Annotated in this window: 20 protein-coding genes; 5 read left to right on the top strand and 15 right to left on the bottom strand. The window is 58.7% G+C overall.

Annotated features, from left to right (window positions below; genetic code table 11):
* Positions 1-105 precede the first annotated feature (105 nt).
* From rpoD to rpsU, 3 genes are all read right to left on the bottom strand, one after another.
* Positions 106-1953 carry an RNA polymerase sigma factor RpoD gene (rpoD, locus tag K5R88_RS18195; RefSeq protein WP_008027035.1) on the bottom strand — a complete coding sequence of 616 codons (1848 nt, stop codon included), beginning with the start codon at positions 1951-1953 and terminating at the stop codon, positions 106-108.
* A 67-nt stretch (positions 1954-2020) separates the two neighbouring features.
* Positions 2021-4000, bottom strand: a complete 1980-nt coding sequence (gene dnaG / locus K5R88_RS18190) for a DNA primase (RefSeq protein WP_008035947.1) — start codon at positions 3998-4000, stop codon at positions 2021-2023.
* Positions 4001-4481: 481 nt separating this feature from the next.
* Positions 4482-4697, bottom strand: a complete 216-nt coding sequence (gene rpsU, locus K5R88_RS18185) for a 30S ribosomal protein S21 (RefSeq protein WP_002551877.1) — start codon at positions 4695-4697, stop codon at positions 4482-4484.
* Between the two features lie 199 nt (positions 4698-4896).
* On the opposite strand from rpsU, the gene tsaD reads away from it, so the two are divergent.
* Positions 4897-5922: a tRNA (adenosine(37)-N6)-threonylcarbamoyltransferase complex transferase subunit TsaD gene (gene tsaD, locus K5R88_RS18180; protein ID WP_008027039.1), complete on the top strand. Its 1026-nt coding sequence runs from the start codon at positions 4897-4899 to the stop codon at positions 5920-5922.
* Between the two features lie 23 nt (positions 5923-5945).
* On the opposite strand, the gene plsY is transcribed toward tsaD, so the two are convergent.
* Positions 5946-6515 carry a glycerol-3-phosphate 1-O-acyltransferase PlsY gene (gene plsY, locus K5R88_RS18175; protein ID WP_008027042.1) on the bottom strand — a complete coding sequence of 190 codons (570 nt, stop codon included), beginning with the start codon at positions 6513-6515 and terminating at the stop codon, positions 5946-5948.
* A gap of 74 nt (positions 6516-6589) precedes the next feature.
* Here plsY and folB point away from each other — a divergent pair, with 74 nt between their 5' ends.
* On the top strand, positions 6590-6946 hold the full coding sequence (gene folB, locus K5R88_RS18170) for a dihydroneopterin aldolase (protein WP_008027044.1): 357 nt from the start codon (positions 6590-6592) through the stop codon (positions 6944-6946).
* Complete coding sequence (gene folK / locus K5R88_RS18165; protein ID WP_226298150.1) at positions 6937-7455, top strand: 2-amino-4-hydroxy-6-hydroxymethyldihydropteridine diphosphokinase; 519 nt, start codon at positions 6937-6939, stop codon at positions 7453-7455. Before folB ends, folK begins: the two co-directional genes overlap by 10 nt.
* An 81-nt stretch (positions 7456-7536) precedes the next feature.
* Here folK and K5R88_RS18160 read toward each other — a convergent pair whose 3' ends face one another.
* The 11 genes from K5R88_RS18160 to K5R88_RS18110 form a co-directional block, all read right to left on the bottom strand.
* A complete protein-coding gene (locus tag K5R88_RS18160; protein ID WP_226298149.1) occupies positions 7537-8766 on the bottom strand; it encodes a multifunctional CCA addition/repair protein in 1230 nt (409 codons plus the stop codon).
* Positions 8767-8829: 63 nt separating this feature from the next.
* Complete coding sequence (locus tag K5R88_RS18155) at positions 8830-10392, bottom strand: SpoVR family protein (RefSeq protein WP_008027050.1); 1563 nt, start codon at positions 10390-10392, stop codon at positions 8830-8832.
* The gene (locus K5R88_RS18150) at positions 10389-11660 is read right to left on the bottom strand and encodes a YeaH/YhbH family protein (RefSeq protein WP_007947798.1); all 1272 of its coding nucleotides are present in this window, start codon (positions 11658-11660) and stop codon (positions 10389-10391) included. Before K5R88_RS18150 ends, K5R88_RS18155 begins: the two co-directional genes overlap by 4 nt.
* Before the next feature lie 204 nt (positions 11661-11864).
* Positions 11865-13787 (bottom strand): PrkA family serine protein kinase, encoded by a 1923-nt coding sequence (locus K5R88_RS18145; protein WP_008027052.1) that lies wholly within the window; start codon positions 13785-13787, stop codon positions 11865-11867.
* Between the two features lie 296 nt (positions 13788-14083).
* A complete protein-coding gene (gene glpE, locus K5R88_RS18140; protein ID WP_008027054.1) occupies positions 14084-14413 on the bottom strand; it encodes a thiosulfate sulfurtransferase GlpE in 330 nt (109 codons plus the stop codon).
* 33 nt (positions 14414-14446) lie between these two features.
* Positions 14447-15331 carry a symmetrical bis(5'-nucleosyl)-tetraphosphatase gene (locus K5R88_RS18135; RefSeq protein WP_226298148.1) on the bottom strand — a complete coding sequence of 295 codons (885 nt, stop codon included), beginning with the start codon at positions 15329-15331 and terminating at the stop codon, positions 14447-14449.
* Positions 15331-15711 carry a Co2+/Mg2+ efflux protein ApaG gene (gene apaG / locus K5R88_RS18130; protein ID WP_008027059.1) on the bottom strand — a complete coding sequence of 127 codons (381 nt, stop codon included), beginning with the start codon at positions 15709-15711 and terminating at the stop codon, positions 15331-15333. The genes K5R88_RS18135 and apaG overlap by 1 nt, the downstream gene beginning before the upstream one ends.
* 123 nt (positions 15712-15834) lie before the next feature.
* Positions 15835-16653 carry a 16S rRNA (adenine(1518)-N(6)/adenine(1519)-N(6))-dimethyltransferase RsmA gene (gene rsmA / locus K5R88_RS18125; RefSeq protein ID WP_008027060.1) on the bottom strand — a complete coding sequence of 273 codons (819 nt, stop codon included), beginning with the start codon at positions 16651-16653 and terminating at the stop codon, positions 15835-15837.
* On the bottom strand, positions 16650-17639 hold the full coding sequence (gene pdxA, locus K5R88_RS18120; protein ID WP_008027062.1) for a 4-hydroxythreonine-4-phosphate dehydrogenase PdxA: 990 nt from the start codon (positions 17637-17639) through the stop codon (positions 16650-16652). The genes rsmA and pdxA overlap by 4 nt, the downstream gene beginning before the upstream one ends.
* Entirely contained in the window at positions 17636-18952 is a 1317-nt protein-coding gene (gene surA / locus K5R88_RS18115) for a peptidylprolyl isomerase SurA (RefSeq protein WP_192229280.1), read from the bottom strand. Before surA ends, pdxA begins: the two co-directional genes overlap by 4 nt.
* Complete coding sequence (locus K5R88_RS18110; RefSeq protein ID WP_226298147.1) at positions 18933-21731, bottom strand: LPS-assembly protein LptD; 2799 nt, start codon at positions 21729-21731, stop codon at positions 18933-18935. Before K5R88_RS18110 ends, surA begins: the two co-directional genes overlap by 20 nt.
* A gap of 130 nt (positions 21732-21861) precedes the next feature.
* Here K5R88_RS18110 and K5R88_RS18105 point away from each other — a divergent pair, with 130 nt between their 5' ends.
* Both K5R88_RS18105 and murU read left to right on the top strand, forming a co-directional pair.
* Positions 21862-22881, top strand: a complete 1020-nt coding sequence (locus tag K5R88_RS18105; protein ID WP_226298146.1) for an aminoglycoside phosphotransferase family protein — start codon at positions 21862-21864, stop codon at positions 22879-22881.
* Positions 22878-23549: an N-acetylmuramate alpha-1-phosphate uridylyltransferase MurU gene (murU, locus tag K5R88_RS18100; RefSeq protein WP_223415943.1), complete on the top strand. Its 672-nt coding sequence runs from the start codon at positions 22878-22880 to the stop codon at positions 23547-23549. The genes K5R88_RS18105 and murU overlap by 4 nt, the downstream gene beginning before the upstream one ends.

Raw genomic sequence — 23549 nt, 5'->3', positions numbered from 1 at the left:
TCGGGGGAATGTTTCGAGTGTAGACGGGCAATTCGGCGGGAGGGAAGTGCGGGGGATTTAATCTGCATAAAGCAAAACCCCCGGCCTGGGCCGGGGGTTTTGTGATCACTCGTCGAGGAAGGAGCGCAGATGCTCGCTTCTCGTCGGGTGGCGCAGCTTGCGCAGCGCCTTGGCTTCGATCTGACGAATCCGTTCACGGGTCACGTCGAACTGCTTACCAACCTCTTCAAGCGTGTGGTCGGTATTCATGTCGATACCGAAGCGCATGCGCAGAACCTTGGCTTCACGGGCAGTGAGGCCGGACAGGACTTCGCGAGTCGCTTCTTTAAGGCTCTCAACGGTAGCAACATCGATTGGCGACTGCATGGTCGAGTCTTCGATGAAGTCACCCAGATGGGAGTCTTCGTCATCACCGATCGGGGTTTCCATGGAGATCGGCTCTTTAGCGATCTTCAATACCTTGCGGATCTTGTCCTCAGGCATTTCCATGCGTTCGCCCAGCTCTTCCGGGGTCGGTTCGCGACCCATTTCCTGCAACATCTGCCGGGAAATACGGTTGAGCTTGTTGATCGTCTCGATCATGTGCACCGGAATACGGATGGTGCGGGCCTGGTCGGCGATCGAGCGAGTGATCGCCTGACGGATCCACCAGGTGGCATAAGTCGAGAATTTGTAGCCGCGGCGGTATTCGAACTTGTCTACCGCTTTCATCAAACCGATGTTGCCTTCCTGGATCAGATCGAGGAATTGCAGGCCACGGTTGGTGTACTTCTTGGCGATGGAGATCACCAGACGCAAGTTCGCTTCGACCATCTCTTTCTTCGCGCGGCGGGCCTTGGCCTCACCGATCGACATGCGACGGTTGATGTCCTTGATCTCGGCGATCGTCAAACCTGTTTCGGTTTCCAGCGCGGTCAGCTTCTGCTGGCAACGAATGATGTCCGGCTGCAGGCGACCAATGGCTTCAGCATATTTGCTTTTGCCTTTGGCCAGAGCGTCGCTCCAGCTTTCGTCAACTTCGTTGCCCGGGAACTGGCGCAGGAAGTCGGCACGCGGCATACGGGCATCACGCACGCACAATTGCATGATCGCGCGCTCTTGCTGACGCAGACGATCCAGGGCACTGCGAACACGCTCGACCAGGCCTTCGAATTGCTTCGGCACCAGTTTGATCGGCATGAACAGCTCAGCCAGGGCCAACAGTTCAGCAATAGCTGCCTTGTTGTTGCGACCGTGCTTTTTCAGAGCCTTGCGGGTGATTTCCATCTGATCAGCGACAGCGCCAAAACGCTGTGCGGCGATGATCGGATCCGGACCGCTTTCGGCTTCTTCTTCGTCATCCGAAGCTTCGGCGTCATCGTCGTCGGTATCGTCGTCCGCTTTCACGGCTTTCGGATCGACTGGCGGCGGCACTTCTGCAGCAGGCGGCGCAATGCCGTCGTCCGGGTCGATATAACCGCTCAGGACGTCGGACAGGCGGCCACCTTCGGTGGTGACGCGAGTGTATTCGGAGAGAATATGGTCAACCGTGCCAGGGAAGTGCGCAATTGCGCCCATCACTTCGCGGATGCCTTCTTCAATACGTTTGGCGATTTCGATTTCGCCTTCACGTGTCAGGAGCTCTACCGTACCCATTTCGCGCATGTACATGCGCACCGGGTCGGTGGTGCGACCGATGTCGGTTTCGACCGCTGCCAACGCTGCTGCTGCCTCTTCGGCCGCGGCTTCGTCGGTATCGGCGTCGGCCAGCATAAGGGAATCCTTATCTGGCGCAACCTCGAATACGTTGATCCCCATGTCATTGATCATGCGGATGATGTCTTCCACCTGTTCCGGATCTGAAATATCCTCCGGCAGGTGGTCGTTGACCTCCGCGTAAGTCAGGTAGCCCTGCTCACGACCAAGTGTGATCAACTCTTTGATACGAGACTGCTGTTGCGCTTTTCCGGACATAACACCCTATCCACTGAAGGTCTTGGCGGGCAAAAAACAAGCCGAGGATTATACCTGAGCTATGACCTCACGCGCCAGTTGAGGTCGGGTTTGGTACAGTCATATTGCGTTTTAATAGGTCGCGCATCTGATTTGCGATCTGATTTGCTTCCTCTGCGGTCAATCCCGGCTGTCTTGCTTTTCTGATAAGTGCTTCCAGGCTATCGGTGTGTTGACCGGCTGATAGCCTAGTAATGGTGTCTAAAAACTGTTGTTCAAGGTTGCCGCCTTCAATCAGCCATTCCTTTTCCGCCAATGCTTTGAGAAGACGTCCCTGCTCCGTCCCATGCCAGCGGGCCATTAACTGAATTGAGTTTAGCTTAGGATTTTTTTGCACGGCCTCGATAAGGGCCACCAGCAATTGCGCGTAGGTGTTGCTCTCATTGGCGAAGTGATCGGCGGTTTCTACCCTGCCGGCCAGTTCCGGATGATGAATGAGCGTGCGAAGCGCAATCAGGGTCGGGGCTTCCACGGCAATCGGTGTGCGCGGGGGGCTTTGTTGATCGCGATCACCGCCACGCTTGCCATTTTTGTCCCACGGTTTCTTGTCCCATTTCTTGCCGCCGGCGCCGGGTTTCTTCGGCGTCCATTCCTGCTGCGGCACGTACATCTCTTGTGCCTGCGGCTGATGGTAATCGCCGTAATCCGGCATCGCGTCGTAATCGATACCCGGGTCATAGGCAGGCGGCGCGTCCTGAGGTGCGCTTTGCACCAGCTGGGTCACCGCTTCGCCACTGAGCCCGGTGATTTCGGACAGGCGCTTGCGCATGAGGATCCGCAGGTTCGCGCCCGGAACCTTGTCGATCAGCGGCGCCGCGAGGGTGGCCATGTGGGCCTTGCCTTCGAGCGAGCGCGGGTCCGATTCCTCGGTCAGTTGCTGAAAGAAATAGTCCGCCAATGGCTGCGCGTGCTGGTTGATCCGCGCGCGGAAAGCATCGGTGCCTTCGGAGCGGACCAGCGTATCCGGGTCTTCGCCTTCTGGCAGAAACAGGAAGCGCGCCCGTCGCCCGTCTTGCAGGCAAGGCAGGGTGGCTTCCAGTGCTCGCCATGCGGCGTTACGGCCAGCCTGGTCGCCGTCGAAGCAGAACAAAACGTTGGGCACGACGCGAAACAGACGCTTCAAGTGCTCTTCGCTGGTGGCGGTGCCGAGTGTGGCGACGGCATTGCGCAGGCCTTGCTGGGCGAGGGCGATGACGTCCATGTAGCCTTCGACGACGATGATTTCGTCGAGGTTACGGTTGTTTTTGCGTGCTTCATAAAGGCCGTAGAGTTCCTGGCCCTTATGGAATACCGGGGTTTCCGGTGAGTTCAGGTATTTCGGTTTGTCATCGCCCAATACCCGGCCACCGAAAGCGATGATGCGCCCGCGGCTGTCGCGGATCGGAAACATCACGCGATCGCGAAAGCGGTCATAACGCTTGCCGGTTTCGGCGTTTTCGATCAGCAGGCCGGCATCGACCATGGCTTTCTGTTGCAGGGTGTCACTGCTCAAGTGCTTGAACAGGTTGTCCCAGCCGGGCGGAGCGAAGCCGAGGCCGAAGTCCCGGGCGATCTCGCCCGTCAACCCGCGACCCTTCAAGTAATCCACCGCGGCTTTGCGCGACGGATGGCTTTTCAGTGCCTGGCGATAGAAATCGGCGGCGGCAGTGAGCAGCGGGTACAGCGGCGAGTCGGTTGGCTGCCGCGGTTTGTGCGGCCGGCCGCTTTCTTCGCGGGGGATTTCCATGCCGGCGGCTTTGGCCAGTTCTTCGACAGCCTGGATGAAGTCCAGGTTGTCGTGGTCCATCATGAAGCCGAGGGCGTTACCGCCAGCACCGCAGCCGAAGCAGTAATAGAACTGCTTGTCGGGGCTGACGCTGAAAGAAGGGGTTTTTTCTTTGTGGAACGGGCAGCAGGCAGTGTAGTTCTTGCCGGCCTTTTTCAGTTGCAGGCGCGAGCTGACCACATCGACGATGTCGGTGCGGTTCAGAAGGTCGTCAATGAAGCTCTGGGGAATTAGCCCGGCCATGGCGGTCTCGTCATCTGCGCTGAAATGGACCCAAAACGAAGGGCCGGCGAACGCGGGTCATTGCTTGAGGCGCGCAAAGTGTGCGGCTCGACCAGTGTCGTCTGCGTAATCGCTGTCGGGAAGTGTATCTGCCGAAAATCCACTGACGTTAATACCAATCAGTATTCGACTATTTGAAAGTGTTTCGCTGAATCCGCTGCGGCCAGTCGATGGCCTCGGATAGCTCATAAGCGGGCACGCAAGAAGGTGCCTTGGGCTGATCGTCGTGAGAGGAATCAGTGGGTGTGCTCGTCAGTAGCCTTGGAAGGCTCGTCAGAAAAGACGTGCACCGCTGGCAAAAGAGCCAGGTCTGACGCTGTGAAGCAGGTTTGTCTCGGTCGCGTCTGCGGCTTTGACGGTGAAGCATCAAGCGTTGTCCGCAAATGCCATTAGCCCGGCTGAGGGCCGGGCTTGGCAGAAGCTTGCTACGAACGTCTGTGTATTAGTACAGACGAACGGCGCGGCGCTGTTCGCGCTGAACTTTCTTGGCGTGACGCTTAACAGCGGCTGCTGCTTTGCGCTTACGCTCAGAAGTTGGCTTCTCGTAAAATTCGCGGCTACGAACTTCAGCCAGTACACCGGCTTTTTCGCAGGAGCGCTTGAAACGACGCAGAGCTACGTCGAAGGGTTCGTTCTCTTTTACTTTGACGGCTGGCATCCAGAGCTACCTTCATTCATTACCGGGGTCAACATCCTCGCGGCAAAAGAGCACTTGAAGACGTCGGTTTTTAAGGGTTGCGGATGTTAACCCCTCATCGCTCGGAATGCAAAGCCTCTGATCGAAAACCGCTAGTCGGGGCATCACATGGCGACTATTATGCGCGCCTTCGAATTCAGCCTAAACAAGGCGCAAACCCATGCTAGTACTGGGATTAGAAACCTCCTGCGACGAAACCGGTGTCGCATTATATGACAGTGAACGCGGCTTGCTGGCCGACGCGCTGTTCAGCCAGATCGACCTGCATCGCGCCTATGGTGGCGTCGTGCCGGAGCTGGCTTCGCGTGACCACGTCAAACGCATGCTGCCCTTGATTCGTCAGGTGTTGGCCGAGGCGGGCTGCGTGCCCACCGAGATCGACGCGATCGCCTACACCGCGGGTCCGGGGCTGGTCGGGGCGCTGCTGGTCGGTGCTTCCTGCGCTCAGGCGCTGGCCTTTGCCTGGGGCATTCCGGCGCTCGGCGTACACCATATGGAAGGCCATTTGCTGGCGCCGATGCTGGAGTCGCAACCGCCGGAATTCCCGTTCGTCGCTTTGTTGGTGTCGGGCGGTCATACGCAGCTGGTTCAGGTCGACGGGATCGGTCAATACACGCTCTTGGGTGAAACCCTCGACGATGCTGCCGGTGAAGCCTTCGACAAGACTGCGAAGATGATGGGGCTGAATTATCCGGGCGGTCCGGAAATCGCTCGTCTGGCGGAGCAAGGCGTTGCAGGACGTTTCACTTTTCCGCGTCCGATGTGCGACCGCCCGGGCCTGGCTTTCAGCTTCAGTGGCCTGAAAACCTTCGCCCTCAACACCTGGCAGCAGAGCGTCAGCGCCGGGGACGACAGCGAGCAAGCCCGTTGCGACATCGCGCTGGCGTTCCAGCAGGCCGTGGTGGAGACTTTGACCATCAAGTGCAAGCGCGCCCTGAAACAGGCGGGCATGAAGCGTCTGGTCATCGCAGGGGGCGTCAGCGCCAACAAGGCACTGCGCTCTTCACTGGAAAAAATGCTCGGCGACATGAAGGGCGACGTGTTTTACGCCCGTCCGGAGTTCTGCACCGACAACGGCGCAATGATTGCGTTTGCCGGCTGCCAGCGCTTGCAGGCCGGTCAGCACGAAAGTCTGGCAATCAGCGTGCAGGCACGCTGGCCGATGGAGCAATTGTCAGGGCTGTGATGAGCGGCGCTCACGTCCGGTATTTAAAAATGCCGTTCGCGCCCGGCAAACAGGTCGCGTAGATTGCCCCGATGACGCCAGACGATCATGCCCGTGAGCGCGCTCATGGGCAGCAAGGCCGCCGGTTCCTGCCAGGCCAGCAGCGGCAGGGTCAGCGGTGTGGCGATCAGCGCGGCGAGTGAGCTGGTGCGGGTCAGGTAGAACGTCAGCAGCCAGGCACAGACCGCCAGCAGGGCTGCTGGCGGGTAAAGCCCCAGTAACATGCCGGCAGCAGTGGCGACACCTTTGCCACCGCGAAAGCGAAAATACAGCGGGAACAGGTGACCGATGACGGCACAAACGCCGATCCAGGCCTGTTCTTGCAGCGAAAGACCCGCAACACCGGCGATCAGTACCGGCAGCAGCCCTTTGCAGAGGTCGCCGATCAAGGTCAGGATGGCGAGTTTCTTGCCGGCCAGACGCAACATGTTGGTGGCACCGGCATTGCCCGAGCCACTCATTCGCGGATCGGGGTTACCGGTCAGGCGGCTGAGCAAAATGGCGAAGGACAGAGAGCCGAGCAGGTAGGCGAGAGTCGCCAGTAACCAAAACATGCTAACTATTCCGGGCGAGGACGCCCTGATTCTAACGGCGCATTGCGCCCTTGTCGTGCAGCGGAGAAAAGTGCTTGGACAGAGTGTTTATCGAGGGCCTGGAAGTCGACACCGTGATCGGTGCCTACGACTGGGAGCGAGGCATCCGACAGTGCTTGCGTCTTGATCTGAGCTTCGCCTGGGACAATCGCCCGGCCGCGGCGGGTGATGACTTGACCCTGGCGCTCGATTACGCGAGCGTTTCGTCGCGCATCCAGGCCTTTGCCGAGCAAGCGCAGTTCCAGTTGGTCGAGACCTTTGCCGAACGTCTGGTTGAAGTGCTGATGAGCGAGTTCAACATCACCTGGATGCGTCTCAAGCTGACCAAGCCAGGTGCCGTCCCGGCGGCTACCGGTGGTGTGGGCGTGGAGATCGAGCGCGGATGTCGCTGACTCAGGTGTACCTCGGGCTCGGTAGCAATATCGAGCGCGAAACCCATTTGCAGGCTGGCCTGGAAGCCCTGGCGGGTTTTCTGGTGGATATAAGATGCTCGGCGGTGTTTGAAAGCCAGCCGGTGGGGATCAAGAGCGGGCCGTTCTTCAATTTCGTGGTCTCGGCTTACACCGATTTGCCGCTGATAGAACTGGACCGCCGACTGAAATTCATCGAGGCGGACAACGGCCGCTATGCACCGGACCGCAAGGGTTTGCCGCTGGATATCGACGTGCTGTTGTTCGGTGATTTGGTGGGCAACTTCGACGGATTGATTCTGCCGCGGGCAGAGATCCTGAAAAACGCCTTCGTGTTGTGGCCGTTGTCGCTCATTGCGCCGGATCGTGTGCATCCGGGTGTAGGCAAAAGCTTTGCGACGTTGTGGGGCGAAGCGCAGATTGATCAGGTGTTGGCGCCGGTGGCGTTTGAATGGCGTGGGGAGCAGCTGACTCCCCAGAATTTGCTGTGACCTGAATGACGCCTTCGCGGGCAAGCCTCGCTCCTACAGGGCAACGCATATCTGTAGGAGCGAGGCTTGCCCGCGAAGCTTTTAGGCGGACGCCGCCTCTTTGTAGGCTTTCAAAGCTTTTAGCCGCTCACGCTTGATCGCCTCTCCCAACTCCGGCCCCTTGAATCCCTTCTCCAGCAACGGCTGTACCGCCACGCTACGAGCAGCATTCGCCGCCCCGCGCAAATAATCCGCCTGTGGATAACTTCTCTGTTCCAGCCCTTTGCGCCCGCGCGCGTCCATTTCACACGCCGCAATAAACTCCTCAAACCGCTGCGGGCGACGATAGACGTCAAAACTCTGCAGCAGCTCCAGCAGTGTCGAGGGCTTTAACTCCAGGGCACGATGGCCATGGGTGTGATACTGCCCCACCAACAAAGCCAGTTCCTGGCAGTCCTTCGGTGCCTTGAAGCGTTCATTGACCGCTTTGATCAGCTTCAGGCCGGTGTGTTCGTGGGCGATGTGCCGCGGCCAGTCTTCTTTCGGCGTCAGTCCTTTGCCCAGGTCATGCAGCAGGCAAGCCCAGCGAACAGTCAGTGGTTGTTTGTGCAACGCTGATTGCTCAAGCACGCTCAAGGTGTGTACGCCCGTGTCGATTTCCGGGTGATGAGCTTCCGGTTGCGGTACGCCGAACAGGGCATCGACTTCTGGCATCAGCACCTTGAGAGCGCCGCACTCGCGCAGCACTTCGATAAACACTTGCGGTTGATCTTCCAGCAGGGCGCGGGAAATTTCTTTCCAGCTGCGTTCGGCGGTCAATGCCTCCAGTTCGCCCGACTCGCTGAGTTGGCGCATCAGCTCCAGCGTTTCCGGTGCGACGGTGAAGCCCAACTCCGCATAACGAGCGGAAAAGCGCGCAACACGCAGAACACGGAGCGGATCTTCGGCGAATGCGGGGGAAACGTGACGCAGAACGCGAGCTTCGAGATCGCGTTGGCCATGGTACGGGTCGGTCAAATTCTGTTGATCGTCTTCGGCCATGGCGTTGATCGTCAGGTCGCGACGAATCAGGTCTTCTTCGAGGGTGACTTCGGGGCTGGCGTGAAAGGTAAAACCGCCGTAACCGCGTCCGCTTTTGCGTTCAGTCCGGGCGAGGGCATATTCCTCACCACTTTTTGGATGAAGAAACACCGGGAAGTCCGCGCCCACCGGGCGATAGCCCTTGGCGAGCATTTCTTCGGTGGTGGCGCCGACCACGACCCAGTCGATATCGGTGACAGGTTTGCCCAGCAGGCGATCGCGTACCGCACCGCCGACTTTATAAATCCGCATAAAAAACCTCCGTTAGCCCGACAGAATAACCGTTGCGTCGAGCTTGCGGAGGCACGAACAGGATCAAAGATGAATGACGGCCAGGTCCAGCCGGCCGTATTCGCCTTCGCTGTGCTCGCTTCTGGGCGGTACGTGGTGGGTTTTCATCACCTGATCCCCTTGCAGGGTTTCCAGGTGAATGTCGAAGCCCCATAGGCGGTGCAAGTGTTTAAGCACTTCCTCGGTGGACTCGCCCAGCGGTTTGCGGTCGTGTTGCTGGTGACGCAGGGTCAGGGAGCGGTCTCCGCGGCGGTCGATGCTGTAGATCTGGATGTTGGGTTCGCGATTGCCCAGGTTGTACTGCGCGGCCAGGGTTTCCCGGATGGTGCGGTAGCCATCTTCGTCGTGGATGGCCGGTACCAGCAGGTCGTCCTTCTGGTCATCATCGAGAATGCTGAACAATTTCAGGTCTCGGATCACCTTCGGCGACAGGTACTGCAGGATGAAGCTTTCATCCTTGAAGCTGCTCATGGCGAACTTGATGGTCGATAGCCAGTCGGTGCCGGCGATTTCCGGGAACCAGCGGTAATCTTCCTCGGTGGGGGTTTCACACATGCGCCGGATATCACGGTACATGGCAAAGCCCAGGGTGTAGGGGTTTATTCCGTTGTAGTACGGGCTGTCGAAGCCCGGCTGGAAGACCACGCTGGTGTGGGACGTCAGGAACTCCATCATGAAGCCGTCGGTGACCAGGCCTTCGTCGTACAGGTCGTTCATCAGGGTGTAATGCCAGAACGTGGCCCAGCCTTCGTTCATCACCTGAGTCTGGCGTTGCGGGTAAAAATACTGCGCGATCTTACGCACGATCCGCACGATCTCCCGCTGCCAGGGCTCCAGCAGTGGCGCGTGTTTTTCGATGAAGTACAGGATGTTTTCCTGCGGTTCGGCGGGGAAGCGTGCGTTGTCCCGGTCGCTGTATTTGTCCGCGCCTTTCGGAATGGTGCGCCACAGATCGTTGATCTGTTTCTGCAAATGCTCCTCCCGGTCCTTTTGCCGACGACGTTCTTCCTCGGCGGAAATCGGGTAAGGGCGTTTGTAGCGGTCAACCCCGTAGTTCATCAGCGCATGGCAGGAGTCCAGCAGGTCCTCGACTGCGTCGATGCCGTGGCGCTCTTCGCACTGCATGATGTACTGCTTGGCGAACACCAGGTAATCGATGATCGAGCTGGCGTCGGTCCAGGTGCGAAACAGGTAGTTGCCTTTGAAGAAGCTGTTGTGCCCGTAGCAGGCGTGAGCCACCACCAGCGCCTGCATGCAGATGGTGTTTTCTTCCATCAGGTAGGCGATGCAGGGGTCCGAGTTGATCACGATTTCGTACGCCAGCCCCATCTGCCCGCGAGTGTAGGATTTTTCGGTGCTGAGGAAGTGTTTGCCGTACGACCAATGGTGATAACCCAGCGGCATACCGACGGAGGCATACGCATCCATCATCTGCTCGGCCGTGATCACTTCGATCTGGTTAGGGTAGGTGTCGAGCGCATAACGAGCCGCGATACGACTGATTTCGCGGTCGTAGGCCTGGATCAGCTCGAACGTCCATTCGGAGCCGGTGGAAATGGGTTGGCGCTTCTGCTCTTTGGCGGTCATGTCACTAACCTGCGCTGGAAGAGTTCACGGAAGACCGGATAGATATCCCCGGCCGAGACCAGTTGTTGCTGGGCAAAGGTGTCAGAAAAGGCTTCGGCAATGCGCTCGTACTCGAACCACAGGGCCTGATGTTCGCGCGGGGTGATCTCAACGTAAGTGTAGTACTGCACGAACGGCATGATCTGGTTGATCAGAATGTCGCGGCAGATCGGCGAGTCGTCATTCCAGTTATCGCCGTCGGAAGCCTGGGCGGCGTAGATGTTCCACTCGTTGCTCGGATAGCGTTCGGCCATGATCTCCTGCATCAGTTTCAACGCGCTGGAAACGATGGTGCCGCCGGTTTCGCGGGAATAGAAGAATTCTTCCTCATCCACTTCCCGGGCACTGGTGTGGTGGCGGATGAAAACCACGTCAATCTTGTCGTAGTTACGCTTGAGGAACAGGTACAGCAGGATAAAGAAACGCTTGGCGATGTCCTTGGTCGCCTGGGTCATGGAGCCGGACACGTCCATCAGGCAGAACATCACCGCCTTCGAACTGGGGTTGGGTTGCTTGATCAGCAGGTTGTACTTGAGGTCGAAAGTGTCGAGGAACGGTACGCGATGAATGCGCGCACTGAGTTTTTCGATTTCTGCCTCGATTTTCTGAATATCGCCGAAGTTGTCCGGTTCTTCCTGCTTGAGTCGCAGCAATTCCTCTTTGGCTTCGCGCAGTTTCGCCCGGCTGCTGCCGGACAGGGCGATTCGTCGGGCGTGGGCCGAGCGCAAGGTGCGGATGATGTTGATCCGCGACGGGTTGCCTTCGTTGCTGATGCCTGCACGAACGGTTTTGAAGGTATCGGTGCCGGTCAGGTTGCGCTTGACCAGATTGGGCAGTTCCAGGTCCTCGAACATGAACTCGAGGAACTCTTCCTGGGTGATCTGGAAGACAAACTCGTCCATGCCTTCACCCGAGTTGCCAGCCTTGCCGGGCCCTCTGCCGCCGCCACCTCCGGGCGGACGGGCGATGTGCTCGCCGCTGGTGAACTCTTTGTTGCCGGGGTGCACGACGGTCTGTTTGCCCCCGCGACCGTGGTGAAGCACCGGCTCGTCGATGTCGCGGCCGGGAATGCTGATCTGTTCGCCGTGTTCCATGTCGGTGATGGAGCGCCGGCTGACCGCCTCTTCGACAGCCTTTTTGATGTGATCACGGTAACGCCGCAGAAACCGCTGACGGTTCACCGTGCTCTTGTTCTTGCCATTGAGACGTCGGTCGATCACATAGCTCATGACTGCTCCTTAGAAGCTGTCCTGAAAGGGGCGAGCGGTGATGCAGCATCGGACCGAAGGCCAAGGGATATTCAACGCTCCCCCAAGCGCTTTGGATGCTGCCTGAACTCGCTACCGACTTTCGAACACCTTCCAGAGGCCTGTGTAACAGAAAATGCGTACACAGGCCTCTGGCTGACGACAACCGGTCTGACCGGCAGCGGGTTATTGTGATTTTCTGACCCGCAGGTACCACTCGGACAGCAGTCGTACCTGTTTGTCGGTGTAGCCCCGCTCGACCATCCGTGTGACGAAGTCGTTGTGTTTCTGCTGGTCCTCTTTGCTCGCCTTGGCGTTGAAGCTGATGACGGGCAGGAGGTCCTCGGTGTTGGAGAACATTTTCTTCTCGATGACCACCCGCAGTTTTTCGTAGCTGAGCCAGGTCGGGTTCTTGCCGTTGTTGTTGGCACGGGCGCGCAGCACGAAGTTGACGATTTCGTTGCGGAAATCCTTCGGATTGCTGATGCCGGCCGGTTTTTCGATTTTCTCCAGTTCTTCGTTCAGCGCCACGCGATTGAGGATCTCGCCGGTTTCCGGGTCGCGGTATTCCTGGTCCTGGATCCAGAAGTCGGCGTACAACACGTAGCGATCGAAGATGTTCTGGCCGTACTCGCTGTACGACTCGAGGTAGGCGGTCTGGATTTCCTTGCCGATGAACTCGATGTAACGCGGTGCCAGGTACTCCTTGAGGAAGCGCAGGTAGCGTTCGCGGGTTTCAGCCTGGAATTGTTCCTGTTCGATCTGTTGTTCCAGCACGTAGAGCAAATGCACCGGGTTGGCGGCGATTTCGTGCGGATCGAAGTTGAAGACCTTCGACAGAATCTTGAACGCGAAACGGGTCGACAGACCGTTCATGCCTTCGTCGACACCGGCATTGTCGCGGTATTCCTGGATCGACTTGGCCTTCGGATCGGTGTCCTTGAGGTTTTCACCATCGTAGACCCGCATCTTGGAGTAGATATTCGAGTTTTCCGGCTCCTTGAGGCGCGAGAGTACGGTGAACTGGGCGAGCATCTTCAGCGTGTCCGGTGCGCAGTGCGCCTTGGCCAGGGAGCTGTTGAACAAGAGCTTGTCGTAGATCTTCACTTCGTCGCTGACCCGCAGGCAGTATGGCACTTTGACGATGTAGATCCGGTCGATGAAGGCTTCGTTGTTCTTGTTGTTGCGGAAGGTGTGCCATTCCGATTCGTTGGAGTGAGCCAGCAGGATCCCGGTAAACGGAATCGCCCCCAGACCTTCGGTGCTGTTGTAGTTGCCTTCCTGGGTGGCGGTCAGCAATGGGTGCAGCACCTTGATCGGTGCCTTGAACATTTCGACGAATTCCATCAGGCCCTGGTTGGCCCGGCACAGTGCGCCCGAGTAGCTGTAGGCGTCGGCGTCGTTTTGCGGGAATTCTTCCAGTTTGCGGATATCGACCTTGCCCACCAGTGCCGAGATGTCCTGGTTGTTTTCGTCTCCCGGCTCGGTTTTGGCCACGGCTATCTGGTTGAGGATCGATGGATAGAGCTTCACCACGCGGAACTGGCTGATGTCGCCGCCGAATTCGGCCAGACGTTTGGTGGCCCATGGCGACATGATGGTGTTGAGATAGCGCCGCGGAATGCCGAAGTCTTCTTCGAGGATCGCGCCATCTTCGGTGGCGTTGAACAGACCCAAAGGAGATTCGAAAACCGGCGAGCCTTTGATCGCGTAGAAAGGCACCTTCTCGATAAGCTGTTTCAGCTTCTCGGCCAGGGACGATTTACCGCCGCCGACGGGGCCGAGCAGATAGAGGATTTGTTTCTTCTCTTCCAGGCCCTGAGCGGCATGGCGGAAATACGAGACGATCTGGTCGATGCATTCTTCCATCCCGTGGAAGTCTTCAAAGGCCGGATAGCGGCGGATCACCTTGTTGGAAAAGATTCGCGAAAGCCTCGAGTTGGTCGAGGTGTCGAGCAGCTCCGGTTCTCCGATGGCCAGCAACAGACGCTCGGCGGCGGAAACGTAGGCGCTGCGGTCCTTTTTGCACAGCTCCAGGTACTCTTGCAGTGAGAGTTCTTCCTGGCGTGTGGACTCGAAGCGTTGTTGGAAGTGGCTAAAGATACTCATGACGTCACCTCGCTCGATACGTGGAGCCGACGCCGGATCAGTCAGTCGATGCTGGCAGCGACCGGATATGCAGTCGCTGTTTACCCCCCAGAACCCTTTCAAAGCGTACCGCCCCGAAAGCTACTCCCGATGACCCGCGCGCCGGTGTACCGGCTCTCCCCTGTTTTGGATGGCCTGCGCTTAAGGATAGTTGCTTATTCGGGAGGTAAAGGCGAGATACGTAATTAGTTGTGGCAGACCGTTCGTCTGCCACCGCGCGAGCCCGCGGCAGCCGGGGCTTGCACGTTACAAAAAAATTATTCGGAAGTGCCTTGCGCAGTTTCCGAAGGATAAGTCGTACGCCACAGCTCAAAACCGCCATCCATGCTGTAGACATCGGAGAAGCCCTGGCTGATCAGGTAGGCTGCTGCGCCCTGGCTGGAATTGCCGTGATAGCAGACCACCACCGTCGGTGCGTCCAGGTCCGCGCCCTGAATGAAAGCATGCAGGGAATGGTTGTCCAGATGCTTCGAGCCGCTGATGTGCAGCGCGGCAAATGTTGCCGGGTCTCGAACATCGACTACCACTGCGCCTTGTTCGCGCAGGGCCTGGGCCTGTTCTGGGGGGATACGTTTGAATTCGCTCATGGCGGGCTCCTGTGGCTCGGCTGAAAGCGCAGTCTAGCGCCGGGCGCTGGCTGGCGTTTGTTCGGAAATAGGGGAGGCGACTGACGGCAGGAAGGTGTGGCCATGCTCGTCGCATTTGCACTGCAGTCGCTCAAGGGTGTCGACGTTCATCAAGGTCATCGACCCGCCCCAGACGCAACCGGTGTCGAGGGCGAAGATGCCCGGCTCGTTGCACTGGCCTTCGAGCGCTGCCCAGTGGCCGAAGATGATCTTCACGTCCCTGGTCTTGCGCTCCTTGTAAGTGAACCAGGGCGCATAACCTGGCGGCGCGGTGTCGACGCCTTCCTTGCCCTTGAGGTCGAGTTTGCCTTCGCTGGTGCAGAAACGCATGCGGGTGAAATAGTTGGTGATCACGCGCAGGCGGGTTACGCCTTTGAGATCGCTGTCCCATTTCAGTGGTTCGTTGCCGTACATGCCGTCGAGGTAAGGCGTGAAGCGATTGTCGTCGCGCAGGGCTTCTTCGACTTCGGCGGCGCACTTCAGGGCTTTGCGCAGCGACCATTGCGGGGGGATGCCGGCGTGGACCAAGGCGATGTTGCGTTGCTCGTCGTAATGCATGAGCTTTTGCTGGCGCACCCATTCCAGCAGTTCCACACGATCCGGAGCTTCGAGAATCTCGCGCAGGGTGTCGGCTTTCTTCAGGCGTTCGATGTTATGCCCGGCGGCCAGCAGATGAAGATCGTGGTTGCCGAGCACGCACACCAGTGATTCGCGAATGCTATAGAGGAAGCGCAAGGTTTCCAGCGACTGCGGGCCACGGTTGACCAGATCGCCCACCAGCCACAGTTTGTCCCGGGCAGGGTCGAAGGCGACTTGCTTGAGCAGGCATTTCAACGGTTCGAGGCAACCTTGCAGGTCGCCAACGGCATACGTCGCCATCAGTGCAGGGCTCCGGGCACCGCCAGGCGGAATGGAGCGATGATGGCGTCGAAGTGTTTGCCGTCTTCGGCAATCATTTGATAGCTGCCTTGCATGTTGCCGACCTTGGTCGTCATCACCGTGCCACTGCTATAGGTATGGCTCTCGCCTGCCTTGATCAACGGCTGTTGGCCAACCACGCCGGCACCGCGAACCTCCTCGACATGCCCGTCACCATCGGTGATCACCCAGTGCCGCGACAACAGCTTGGCCGGTAATTCGCCATTGTTGTGCACGGTGATGGTGTAAGCGAAGGCAAAGCGGTTTTGCTCGGGTTGCGATTGTTCTGCCAGATAGCGGGTGACGACGCTGACGTCGACCTGATAACGAGGATCGGACATTCAAGAGGCCTTAAAAACGAAGCGGGACGCGGGGCGTAGCTGATGGAATTCAGTCTAGGCCAAGTATCGGGTAGTAAACCAGACATGAGGGCTGGTGTCCTACCCGATAACGCTTGTTGCCTGTCAGTCGGCGGCGGGTTTCTGTAGGACTTGTTCGCTGAGTTTGTCGGCCAAGCGTACGAAGGCTGCCAGATCGAGCTGCTCTGGGCGCAGGCTGCCGTCGACACCGGCGGCGGTGATTTCGTCGTTGCTCAGCAGCAACTTGAGGGTGTTGCGCAGGGTCTTGCGGCGCTGGTTGAAGGCTTCGCGCACGACGCGCTCCAGCAAGCGGTGATCCTTGGCCGGGTGCGGCAGTACGGCGTGAGGCACCAGGCGCACGATGGCAGAATCGACTTTCGGCGGCGGGTTGAATGCGCCGGGGCCAACGTTGAACAGGTGCTCTACACGACAATGGTACTGAACCATGATCGACAGACGACCCCAGTCACCGCCGCCAGGGCCTGCCGCCAGACGCTCGACCACTTCTTTCTGCAGCATGAAGTGCATGTCGCGAATGATGCCTGCGTTGTGCAGCAGGTGGAAAATCAGCGGCGTGGAGATGTTGTACGGCAGGTTGCCCACCACACGCAGGCTGTTCGGCGCAGCGTTCAGGCTGTTGAAGTCGAACTTCAGCGCATCGCCCTGGTGCAGGTTGAAATTGCTCTTGCCGGCGAACTGCTGGTTGAGGATCGGAATCAGGTCTTTATCCAGCTCTACTACGTCCAGCTGGGCACCGCTGTTCAGCAGGCCTTGGGTCAGCGCGCCCTGGCCCGGACCGATTTCCAGCAGGCGGTCTTCGGGCTTGGCATGGATGGAGCGCAGGATGCGGTCGATAACGCCGGCATCGTGCAGGAAGTTCTGGCCAAAGCGTTTGCGCGCCTTGTGTTGGTAATGCTCGGTCATAAACGGGTCTCGGCCATCTGGTAGGCGGTTTCCAGGGCGACTTGCAGGCTGCCGGTGTCGATTTTGCCGCTGCCGGCCAGGTCCAGGGCAGTGCCGTGGTCGACCGACGTGCGGATGATCGGCAAGCCGAGGGTCACGTTGACTGCTGCGCCGAAGCCTTTGTATTTCAGCACAGGCAAGCCCTGGTCGTGGTACATCGCCAGCACCGCGTCGCAGTGCTCCAGATATTTGGGGGTAAACAGAGTGTCGGCGGGCAGGGGGCCGCGAAGGTCCATGCCTTCGTCACGCAGGCGCTCTAATGTAGGTTCGATGATGTCGATTTCTTCATGGCCCAGGTGTCCGCCTTCGCCGGCATGGGGGTTGAGCCCGCACACCAGGATACGCGGCTGGGCGATGCCGAATTTTTGTTGCAGGTCGGCATGCAGAATCCGCGTGACCCGCTCCAGACGCTCCGGTGTGATTGCATCGGCAATCTCGCGAAGGGGCAGGTGAGTGGTGACCAGCGCCACGCGCAATCCGCGGGTCGCAAGCATCATCACCACTTGCGCGGTCTGCGTCAGGTCGGCGAGAAATTCTGTATGTCCGGAAAAGGCGATACCCGATTCGTTGATCACGCCCTTGTGCACAGGGGCGGTGATCATGCCGGCGAAGTGCCCGTCCAGGCAGCCCTGGCCCGCGCGGGTCAGGGTTTCCAGAACGAAAGCAGCATTGGCTTTGTCGAGTTGACCGGCAGTCACCGGCGCATTGAGCGGTGTATCCCAGACATACAGGCTGTTGGCTGGCGCTGGGACATCCGGCCAGCTGTCCGGGGTCACCGGCAGCAAATCAACGACCACGCCCAGCTGCGCGGCCCGCTCAAGGAGCAGGTCGCGGCTGGTAATGGCAATCAGGGGATGTGGCTGGGCTTGCGAGGCAACCAGCAGGCACAGGTCAGGACCTATGCCGGCCGGTTCGCCGGGTGTCAGCGCGAAACGTTGGGGTTTCACTGCGCTGCCTGGTCTGCACCAGGGAGTTTGATCTCTACGTACGCTTCGTCACGGATCTGACGCAGCCAGGTTTGCAGCTCTTCGTCGTATTTGCGGTTACGCAGTACGGTCATTGCTTGCTGCTCACGGGCCTGGGTGGTGCTGTCCGTGGCGCGGCGGCCAAGGACTTCCAGGACGTGCCAGCCATATTGGGTCTGGAACGGCTTGGACAGCTGACCTTGCGGGGTCTTGGCCATCACTTCGCGGAACTCGGGCACCAATGCATTCGGGTCGATCCAGTTCAGGTCGCCGCCGTTGAGGGCGGAACCCGGGTCTTCCGAGAAGCTTTTCGCCAGTTCGCCGAAATCTTCGCCCGATTCGATACGGGTGTAGAGCGATTGGGCCAGGGCCTTGGTTTTTGCTTCGTCGCGGATCGGGCTAGGTTTGACCAGGATATGACGCACGTGTACTTCGTCACGGGTCTGGGTCTCGCCGCCGCGCTTGTCGAGGATCTTCAGGATGATGAAGCCACCCGGCGTGCGCATCGGCTGGGTTACATCGCCGACCGACATGGTGCTCAGCATGCGATCGAACGGAGGTGGCAATTGAGCGGCTTTACGCCAGCCCATGTCGCCGCCTTCCAGTGCGGTTTCGCTGGCGGATTTGGCGATTGCCAACTGAGCGAAGTCAGCGCCTTGCTTGAGCTGCTGGTAAACCGCGTCGGCCTGTTTGGCAGCACTCTGAATCGCATCGGAATTAGCACTTTCCGGTGTAGGAATCAGGATGTTGGCCAAGCGGAACTCTTCGGACAGCTGCATTTTGCCAAGGTCGGAAGCGAGGAAGTTCTTCACTTCCTGCTCGGACACTTGAATGCGCTCCGCCACACGGCGTTGACGCACGCGGCTGATGATCATTTCACGACGAATCTGCTCGCGAGCGTCTTCATAAGACAGGCCATCACGAGTCAGGGCCGCGCGGAATTGATCGATCGACATGTTATTGCGCTGGGCAATGGTGCCGACCGCCTGATTCAGCTCTTCATCGGTGATGCGAATGCCGGAGCGTTCGCCGATCTGCAGTTGCAGGTTTTCGACGATCAGGCGCTCGAGCACCTGCTGATCCAGCACGCTGGCCGGCGGCGCAGCAGAACCGCGTTTGGCGATGGTTTGCTGAACTTCATGAACACGTTGGTCCAGCTGGCTCTGCATGACCACATCGTTGTCGACAATGGCCACCACTTTATCGATGGACTGTACCGCGGCATTCGCCGCAGTACCCAGGAACAGCGCGCCCAGCATCAGCGGGCGCAGACAATCAGAAAGCTTGGTCTTCACGTTCACGATAACCTTGGATGCCTTTGTCGAGGAAGCTCTCTACTTTTTGGCCAACAACGCCGCCGAGACCTTTCAGAACGATTTGGAGGAAGATGCCATGGTCGCCTTTTTCGTTTTGCGGAGCTTCCTGACTGAATTCGTCATAGGAAACCCAGTAACGGTTGATCAGGCGCAGTTTCCAGCAGCAGTTGTCGTACTCGAAACCACCGAAGGCTTCCAGGGTACGGTTCTGGTTGTAGTCATACTGCCAGCGGCTGATGGCGTTCCATTGCGGCACGATCGGCCAGATCACCGAGAAGTCGTGCTGCTGGATCTTGTAGTAGTCCTTCACGTAACCCGGGGTGCCCGGCGTGCCGTAGTCACCACCGCCCACCGACCATTTACCGGTGTTCTGGTCGTAGCGAACCTGGTCATTGCGATAGCGATAGCCGGCGTTGATGACCTTGTTCGGGTTATCTTCAGGTTGGTAGTGGAACATCGCACTGCCCGAGCGAGGGCTGCGGCTGTCCGGATCCCAGTTATAGTCGGCGGTCGTGCGCCAATCGCGGTTCCAGCGGTATTCGTATTGCAGTGCATACGGGGACACATTGGAATGTGCATCTTCGCGGGTTTTTGCGTCGATACCCGGCAACTGGACTTCGCGATCCTTGAAGTACAAGGCCTGGCCGACGCTGATGCGTTGACGTTCAAAGCCGTTTTCTTCGATCCAGCGGCTGGTTACGCCTAGCGACAGTTTGTTCTCGTCGCCGATGCGGTCAGAACCCGAGAAACGGTTGTCGCGGAACAGAGACGAATAGTTGAAGGTGTATTCGCCAGTGTCGAAGACCGGAATGTCCTTCTGGTCTTCTTCAGGGACATACAGGTAGAACAGGCGTGGTTCCAGGGTCTGGCGGTAGTCCTTGCCGAACCAGTTGGTGTTGCGATCGAAATACAGGCCGCTGTCGACGCTGGCGATCGGAACGCCGCGATTTTGCGTGCTGCTGAACGACTCGCCAAGCGCCGAAGCGTTATTGCGGTTCGTCACGAGATCGTTTTTGCCGGTGCCATCAAGATCAAGGTCGTACTGAGTGTATTGATACTTGAGCGATGGCTTGACGAAACCATACGTCCAATCAAGCGGCAGGCTCACGCCTGGCTTGAGGTTCAGGCGATTGCCGTTGGCACGAGCCAGGCCTGCCACGTTGGTGTCCAGGCGAGGCGACAGGTTGCCGTTTTCATCGGAAAACTGCCCTTTTTCCAGGTCGCGCTCAAAGCGTACGATTTCTGTCTCGTAGTCGAAATCCAGACCGCTCGGATGAATCGGCAGCTGACCGGCGAAAGTGAGCTGCGGCAAGCGGTCGTACGGCGTGATGTTCGATACGGTGGCCAATTGATAGGCCTGGGCGTTGAGGCGGGCGGTATAGCTCTCTCCGCGATAAGTGACCGCGGCCTGCTGATTCACGTAGTCGGAAGTTTTCACACCCAACTGATCGGTCTGCAGATCCTGGAAGTAATACGGATCGCTGATCTTTGTGTAATCAACTTGAGTCAGAACGCGCGAATCGAGACCGCCCTTGTGCTGCCAGTTGTACATGTAACGGGTTTTTTCGTAGTCGGTCTGCAGCTTGCGCTCGTCGTCTTCATCGTTGAGATAAGCGGCGCCGAACTGACCTTCGGTGGACTTGGTCAGGTAGCGGAACTCGCCTTCCATCAACAGGCCGCGCTTGCTCATGTAGCGCGGGTACAACGTGGCATCGTAGTTCGGCGCCAGGTTGAAGTAGTACGGGGTGACCAACAGGAAGCCGGTATCGCTGCCGGTGCCAATGGTTGGCGGCAGGAAGCCGGACTGACGACGGTCGTCGATCGGGAAATAGATGTATGGCGTGTAAAGGACTGGAATGTCCTTGACCCGCAGCGTCACGTTGGTCGCGGTACCGAAACCGGTCGCCGGGTTCAAGGTGATGTTGTTGCCCTTGAGCTGCCAGGCGTTGCTGTTCGGTTCGCACGTAGTGTACGTACCATCCTTGAGGCGGATGATCGCGTTTTCGGCACGCTTGGCGTACAGCGCGTTACCGCGGACACGGGATTTGTGCATCACGTATTCGGCGTTGTCGACCTTGGCCTCGCCGGTGTCGAGCTGCACCTCGGCGTGGTCGCCGACGATCAGCGCGCCGTTGTCGCGAATGCGTACGTTGCCGTCCAGCTCGCCACGGCTCTCGGCCTGGTAGAGGTTCGCTTCGTCGGCTTCGGCCTGCATGCTGCCCTGACGCAGGACCACGTCACCGGCCAGGGTTGCGATCTGTTCATCCTGCTTGTAACGAGAAGCCTTGGCACCGACAAACGTCGGGGCGTCACTTTTATTCGTCTTGTCATTCATGCCAGGACGAATTGGTTCGATATAGGAACCAGAGCAGTAAGGACCGGTTTCGGCCAATTGCGCTGCAGTGAGATTCTCGCGCGGAACCCAGTCGAGGTGACTGTAGTCTGCGCTACGGGACTTGAGGGCGCGACCTTTGGATTCGGTGACGAGCACAGGCTTGGTGCCGGTGTCTTCACTGGCGCCGCTCTCGGTAGGTGCTTCACCGGTTGCGGAGACTGCGCTGCCCTCATGGATGGGACGCGGTGGCAATGCAGCCGCCGGCGTCTTGGGCGCACAGTTCCAGGCACCCGAAGCAGAGACTGAGCAGTCATACTGTTCCGCGGCGACCACGAACGAAGTGGCTAGAGGTTGCAGGGCCAGCAGACTGCCAGTGACCAACAACGGAAATTTTTTACGAAACGCGGGGGATTTCAATGCCATCTTATTAGTCCGGGCTTCCTGCGTGCCATCTGCCCGCGGTGTGGGCCGCACGCCTCTCGATGGTCTGAAAAAGATGCTGGATAATAAAGCATGACCCGCTTGACGGCTAGCGCCGTCGGAGACCCTTGCAATGCCTGACCAAGATGTACGTTTGCAACACCTGAAAGTTTGGCTCGATGAGCAGTTGGCGACCCTCTTTGCAGAGCAGAGTTGGGGCGCCGTACCCCCGGCCACGTTGACCGCGGCCAGCAGTGATGCGAGTTTTCGGCGCTATTTCCGTTGGGAAGGCGGCGGCAAAAGTTTCGTCGTAATGGACGCGCCGCCGCCCCAGGAAAACTGCAAACCCTTCGTGGATATCGCTTTTTTGCTGGCGAAATCCGGAATAAATGTGCCGAAAATTTATGCCGAAGACCTCGAGCGCGGTTTTCTTTTGCTCAATGACCTGGGCAACAAGACCTATCTGGACGTTATCGACAGCGAAAATGCCGACGATTTGTTCAAGGATGCCTTGCAGGCTCTGTTGGCTTTTCAGCAGTTGCCGATGGTTGCTCCGCTGCCGAGTTATGACGTGGCGCTGTTGCGTCGCGAGCTGGAATTGTTCCCCGAGTGGTTTGTGAAGCGTGAGTTGGGCATCGAGTTCGACGCTGCGCAGCAAATGCTCTGGCAGAACGTGTCGCAGCTGCTGATCGACAGCGCCCTGGCGCAACCGAAAGTCCTGGTGCATCGCGACTACATGCCGCGCAACCTGATGCTCAGCGAGCCGAATCCCGGCGTGCTGGATTTCCAGGATGCGGTCTATGGCCCGGTGACCTATGACGTGACCTGCCTGTTCAAGGACGCGTTCCTGAGCTGGCCCGAGGAGCGAGTGCACGGTTGGCTGCAAGATTACTGGCAGCAGGCGGGCGCCCTCGGCATTCCCGTCCAGCCAGACTTCGAAGACTTCTTGCGCGCCAGCGACCTGATGGGCGTGCAGCGTCACCTGAAAGTCATTGGTATCTTCGCCCGCATCTGCCATCGCGATGGCAAGCCGCGTTACCTCGCCGACGTGCCGCGCTTCTTTGCTTATATGGAAGCAGTGATCGCCCGCCGTCCTGAACTGGCGGAACTGGATGTGTTGCTGCTGAGTCTGCGTGCTGGAGTGAATGCATGAAGGCAATGATTCTGGCTGCGGGCAAAGGCGAGCGCATGCGCCCGCTGACCCTGACCACGCCAAAACCGCTGGTCCGCGCTGGCGGGGTGCCGCTGATCGAGTATCACCTGCGCGCGCTGGCCGCTGCCGGGTTTACCGAAATCGTGATCAACCACGCCTGGCTGGGACAGCAGATCGAGGACTATCTGGGCGATGGTTCGCGTTATGGCGTGAGCATCCAGTACTCGCCCGAAGGTGAGCCGCTGGAGACCGGTGGCGGGATTTTCCGTGCATTGCCATTGTTGGGTGATGAGGCGTTTGTGGTGGTCAACGGTGATATCTGGACCGACTATGACTTCAGCGTCTTGCATCAACCCATCAGTGGCCTGGCGCATCTGGTGTTGGCGGATAACCCGAGCCACCACCCGGCAGGCGATTTCACGCTGGTCGACGGGCAAGTGCACGACGGCCAGGCAGATTCGCCGACCCTGACTTACAGCGGTATTGCAGTGTTGCATCCGCAGCTGTTCGACGGGCACACCGCCGGGGCGTTCAAGCTTGCACCGCTGCTGCGCACGGCCATGGCCGATGGGCAAGTCTCGGGTGAGCGGCTGAGCGGACGGTGGGTGGATGTCGGAACTCACGAGCGTCTGGCGGAAGTTGAAACTCTGATTGAAGCGAGTCGCTGA

The organism is Pseudomonas sp. MM213, assembly GCF_020423045.1.
Taxonomy (GTDB): domain Bacteria; phylum Pseudomonadota; class Gammaproteobacteria; order Pseudomonadales; family Pseudomonadaceae; genus Aquipseudomonas; species Aquipseudomonas migulae.
Note: the sequence above shows the minus strand (reverse complement) of the source record. Positions and strands in the feature narration are given on the sequence as shown.

Bases quoted from the DNA above. Each gene is read 5' to 3' on its own strand.
- rpoD (WP_008027035.1), bottom strand. From the start codon at position 1,953: ATGTCCGGAAAAGCGCAACAGCAGTCTCGTATCAAAGAGTTGATCACA.
- dnaG (WP_008035947.1), bottom strand. From the start codon at position 4,000: ATGGCCGGGCTAATTCCCCAGAGCTTCATTGACGACCTTCTGAACCGC.
- rpsU (WP_002551877.1), bottom strand. From the start codon at position 4,697: ATGCCAGCCGTCAAAGTAAAAGAGAACGAACCCTTCGACGTAGCTCTG.
- tsaD (WP_008027039.1), top strand. From the start codon at position 4,897: ATGCTAGTACTGGGATTAGAAACCTCCTGCGACGAAACCGGTGTCGCA.
- plsY (WP_008027042.1), bottom strand. From the start codon at position 6,515: ATGTTTTGGTTACTGGCGACTCTCGCCTACCTGCTCGGCTCTCTGTCC.
- folK (WP_226298150.1), top strand. From the start codon at position 6,937: ATGTCGCTGACTCAGGTGTACCTCGGGCTCGGTAGCAATATCGAGCGC.
- K5R88_RS18160 (WP_226298149.1), bottom strand. From the start codon at position 8,766: ATGCGGATTTATAAAGTCGGCGGTGCGGTACGCGATCGCCTGCTGGGC.
- K5R88_RS18155 (WP_008027050.1), bottom strand. From the start codon at position 10,392: ATGACCGCCAAAGAGCAGAAGCGCCAACCCATTTCCACCGGCTCCGAA.
- K5R88_RS18150 (WP_007947798.1), bottom strand. From the start codon at position 11,660: ATGAGCTATGTGATCGACCGACGTCTCAATGGCAAGAACAAGAGCACG.
- K5R88_RS18145 (WP_008027052.1), bottom strand. From the start codon at position 13,787: ATGAGTATCTTTAGCCACTTCCAACAACGCTTCGAGTCCACACGCCAG.
- glpE (WP_008027054.1), bottom strand. From the start codon at position 14,413: ATGAGCGAATTCAAACGTATCCCCCCAGAACAGGCCCAGGCCCTGCGC.
- K5R88_RS18135 (WP_226298148.1), bottom strand. From the start codon at position 15,331: ATGGCGACGTATGCCGTTGGCGACCTGCAAGGTTGCCTCGAACCGTTG.
- apaG (WP_008027059.1), bottom strand. From the start codon at position 15,711: ATGTCCGATCCTCGTTATCAGGTCGACGTCAGCGTCGTCACCCGCTAT.
- rsmA (WP_008027060.1), bottom strand. From the start codon at position 16,653: ATGACCGAGCATTACCAACACAAGGCGCGCAAACGCTTTGGCCAGAAC.
- K5R88_RS18110 (WP_226298147.1), bottom strand. From the start codon at position 21,731: ATGGCATTGAAATCCCCCGCGTTTCGTAAAAAATTTCCGTTGTTGGTC.
- K5R88_RS18105 (WP_226298146.1), top strand. From the start codon at position 21,862: ATGCCTGACCAAGATGTACGTTTGCAACACCTGAAAGTTTGGCTCGAT.
- murU (WP_223415943.1), top strand. From the start codon at position 22,878: ATGAAGGCAATGATTCTGGCTGCGGGCAAAGGCGAGCGCATGCGCCCG.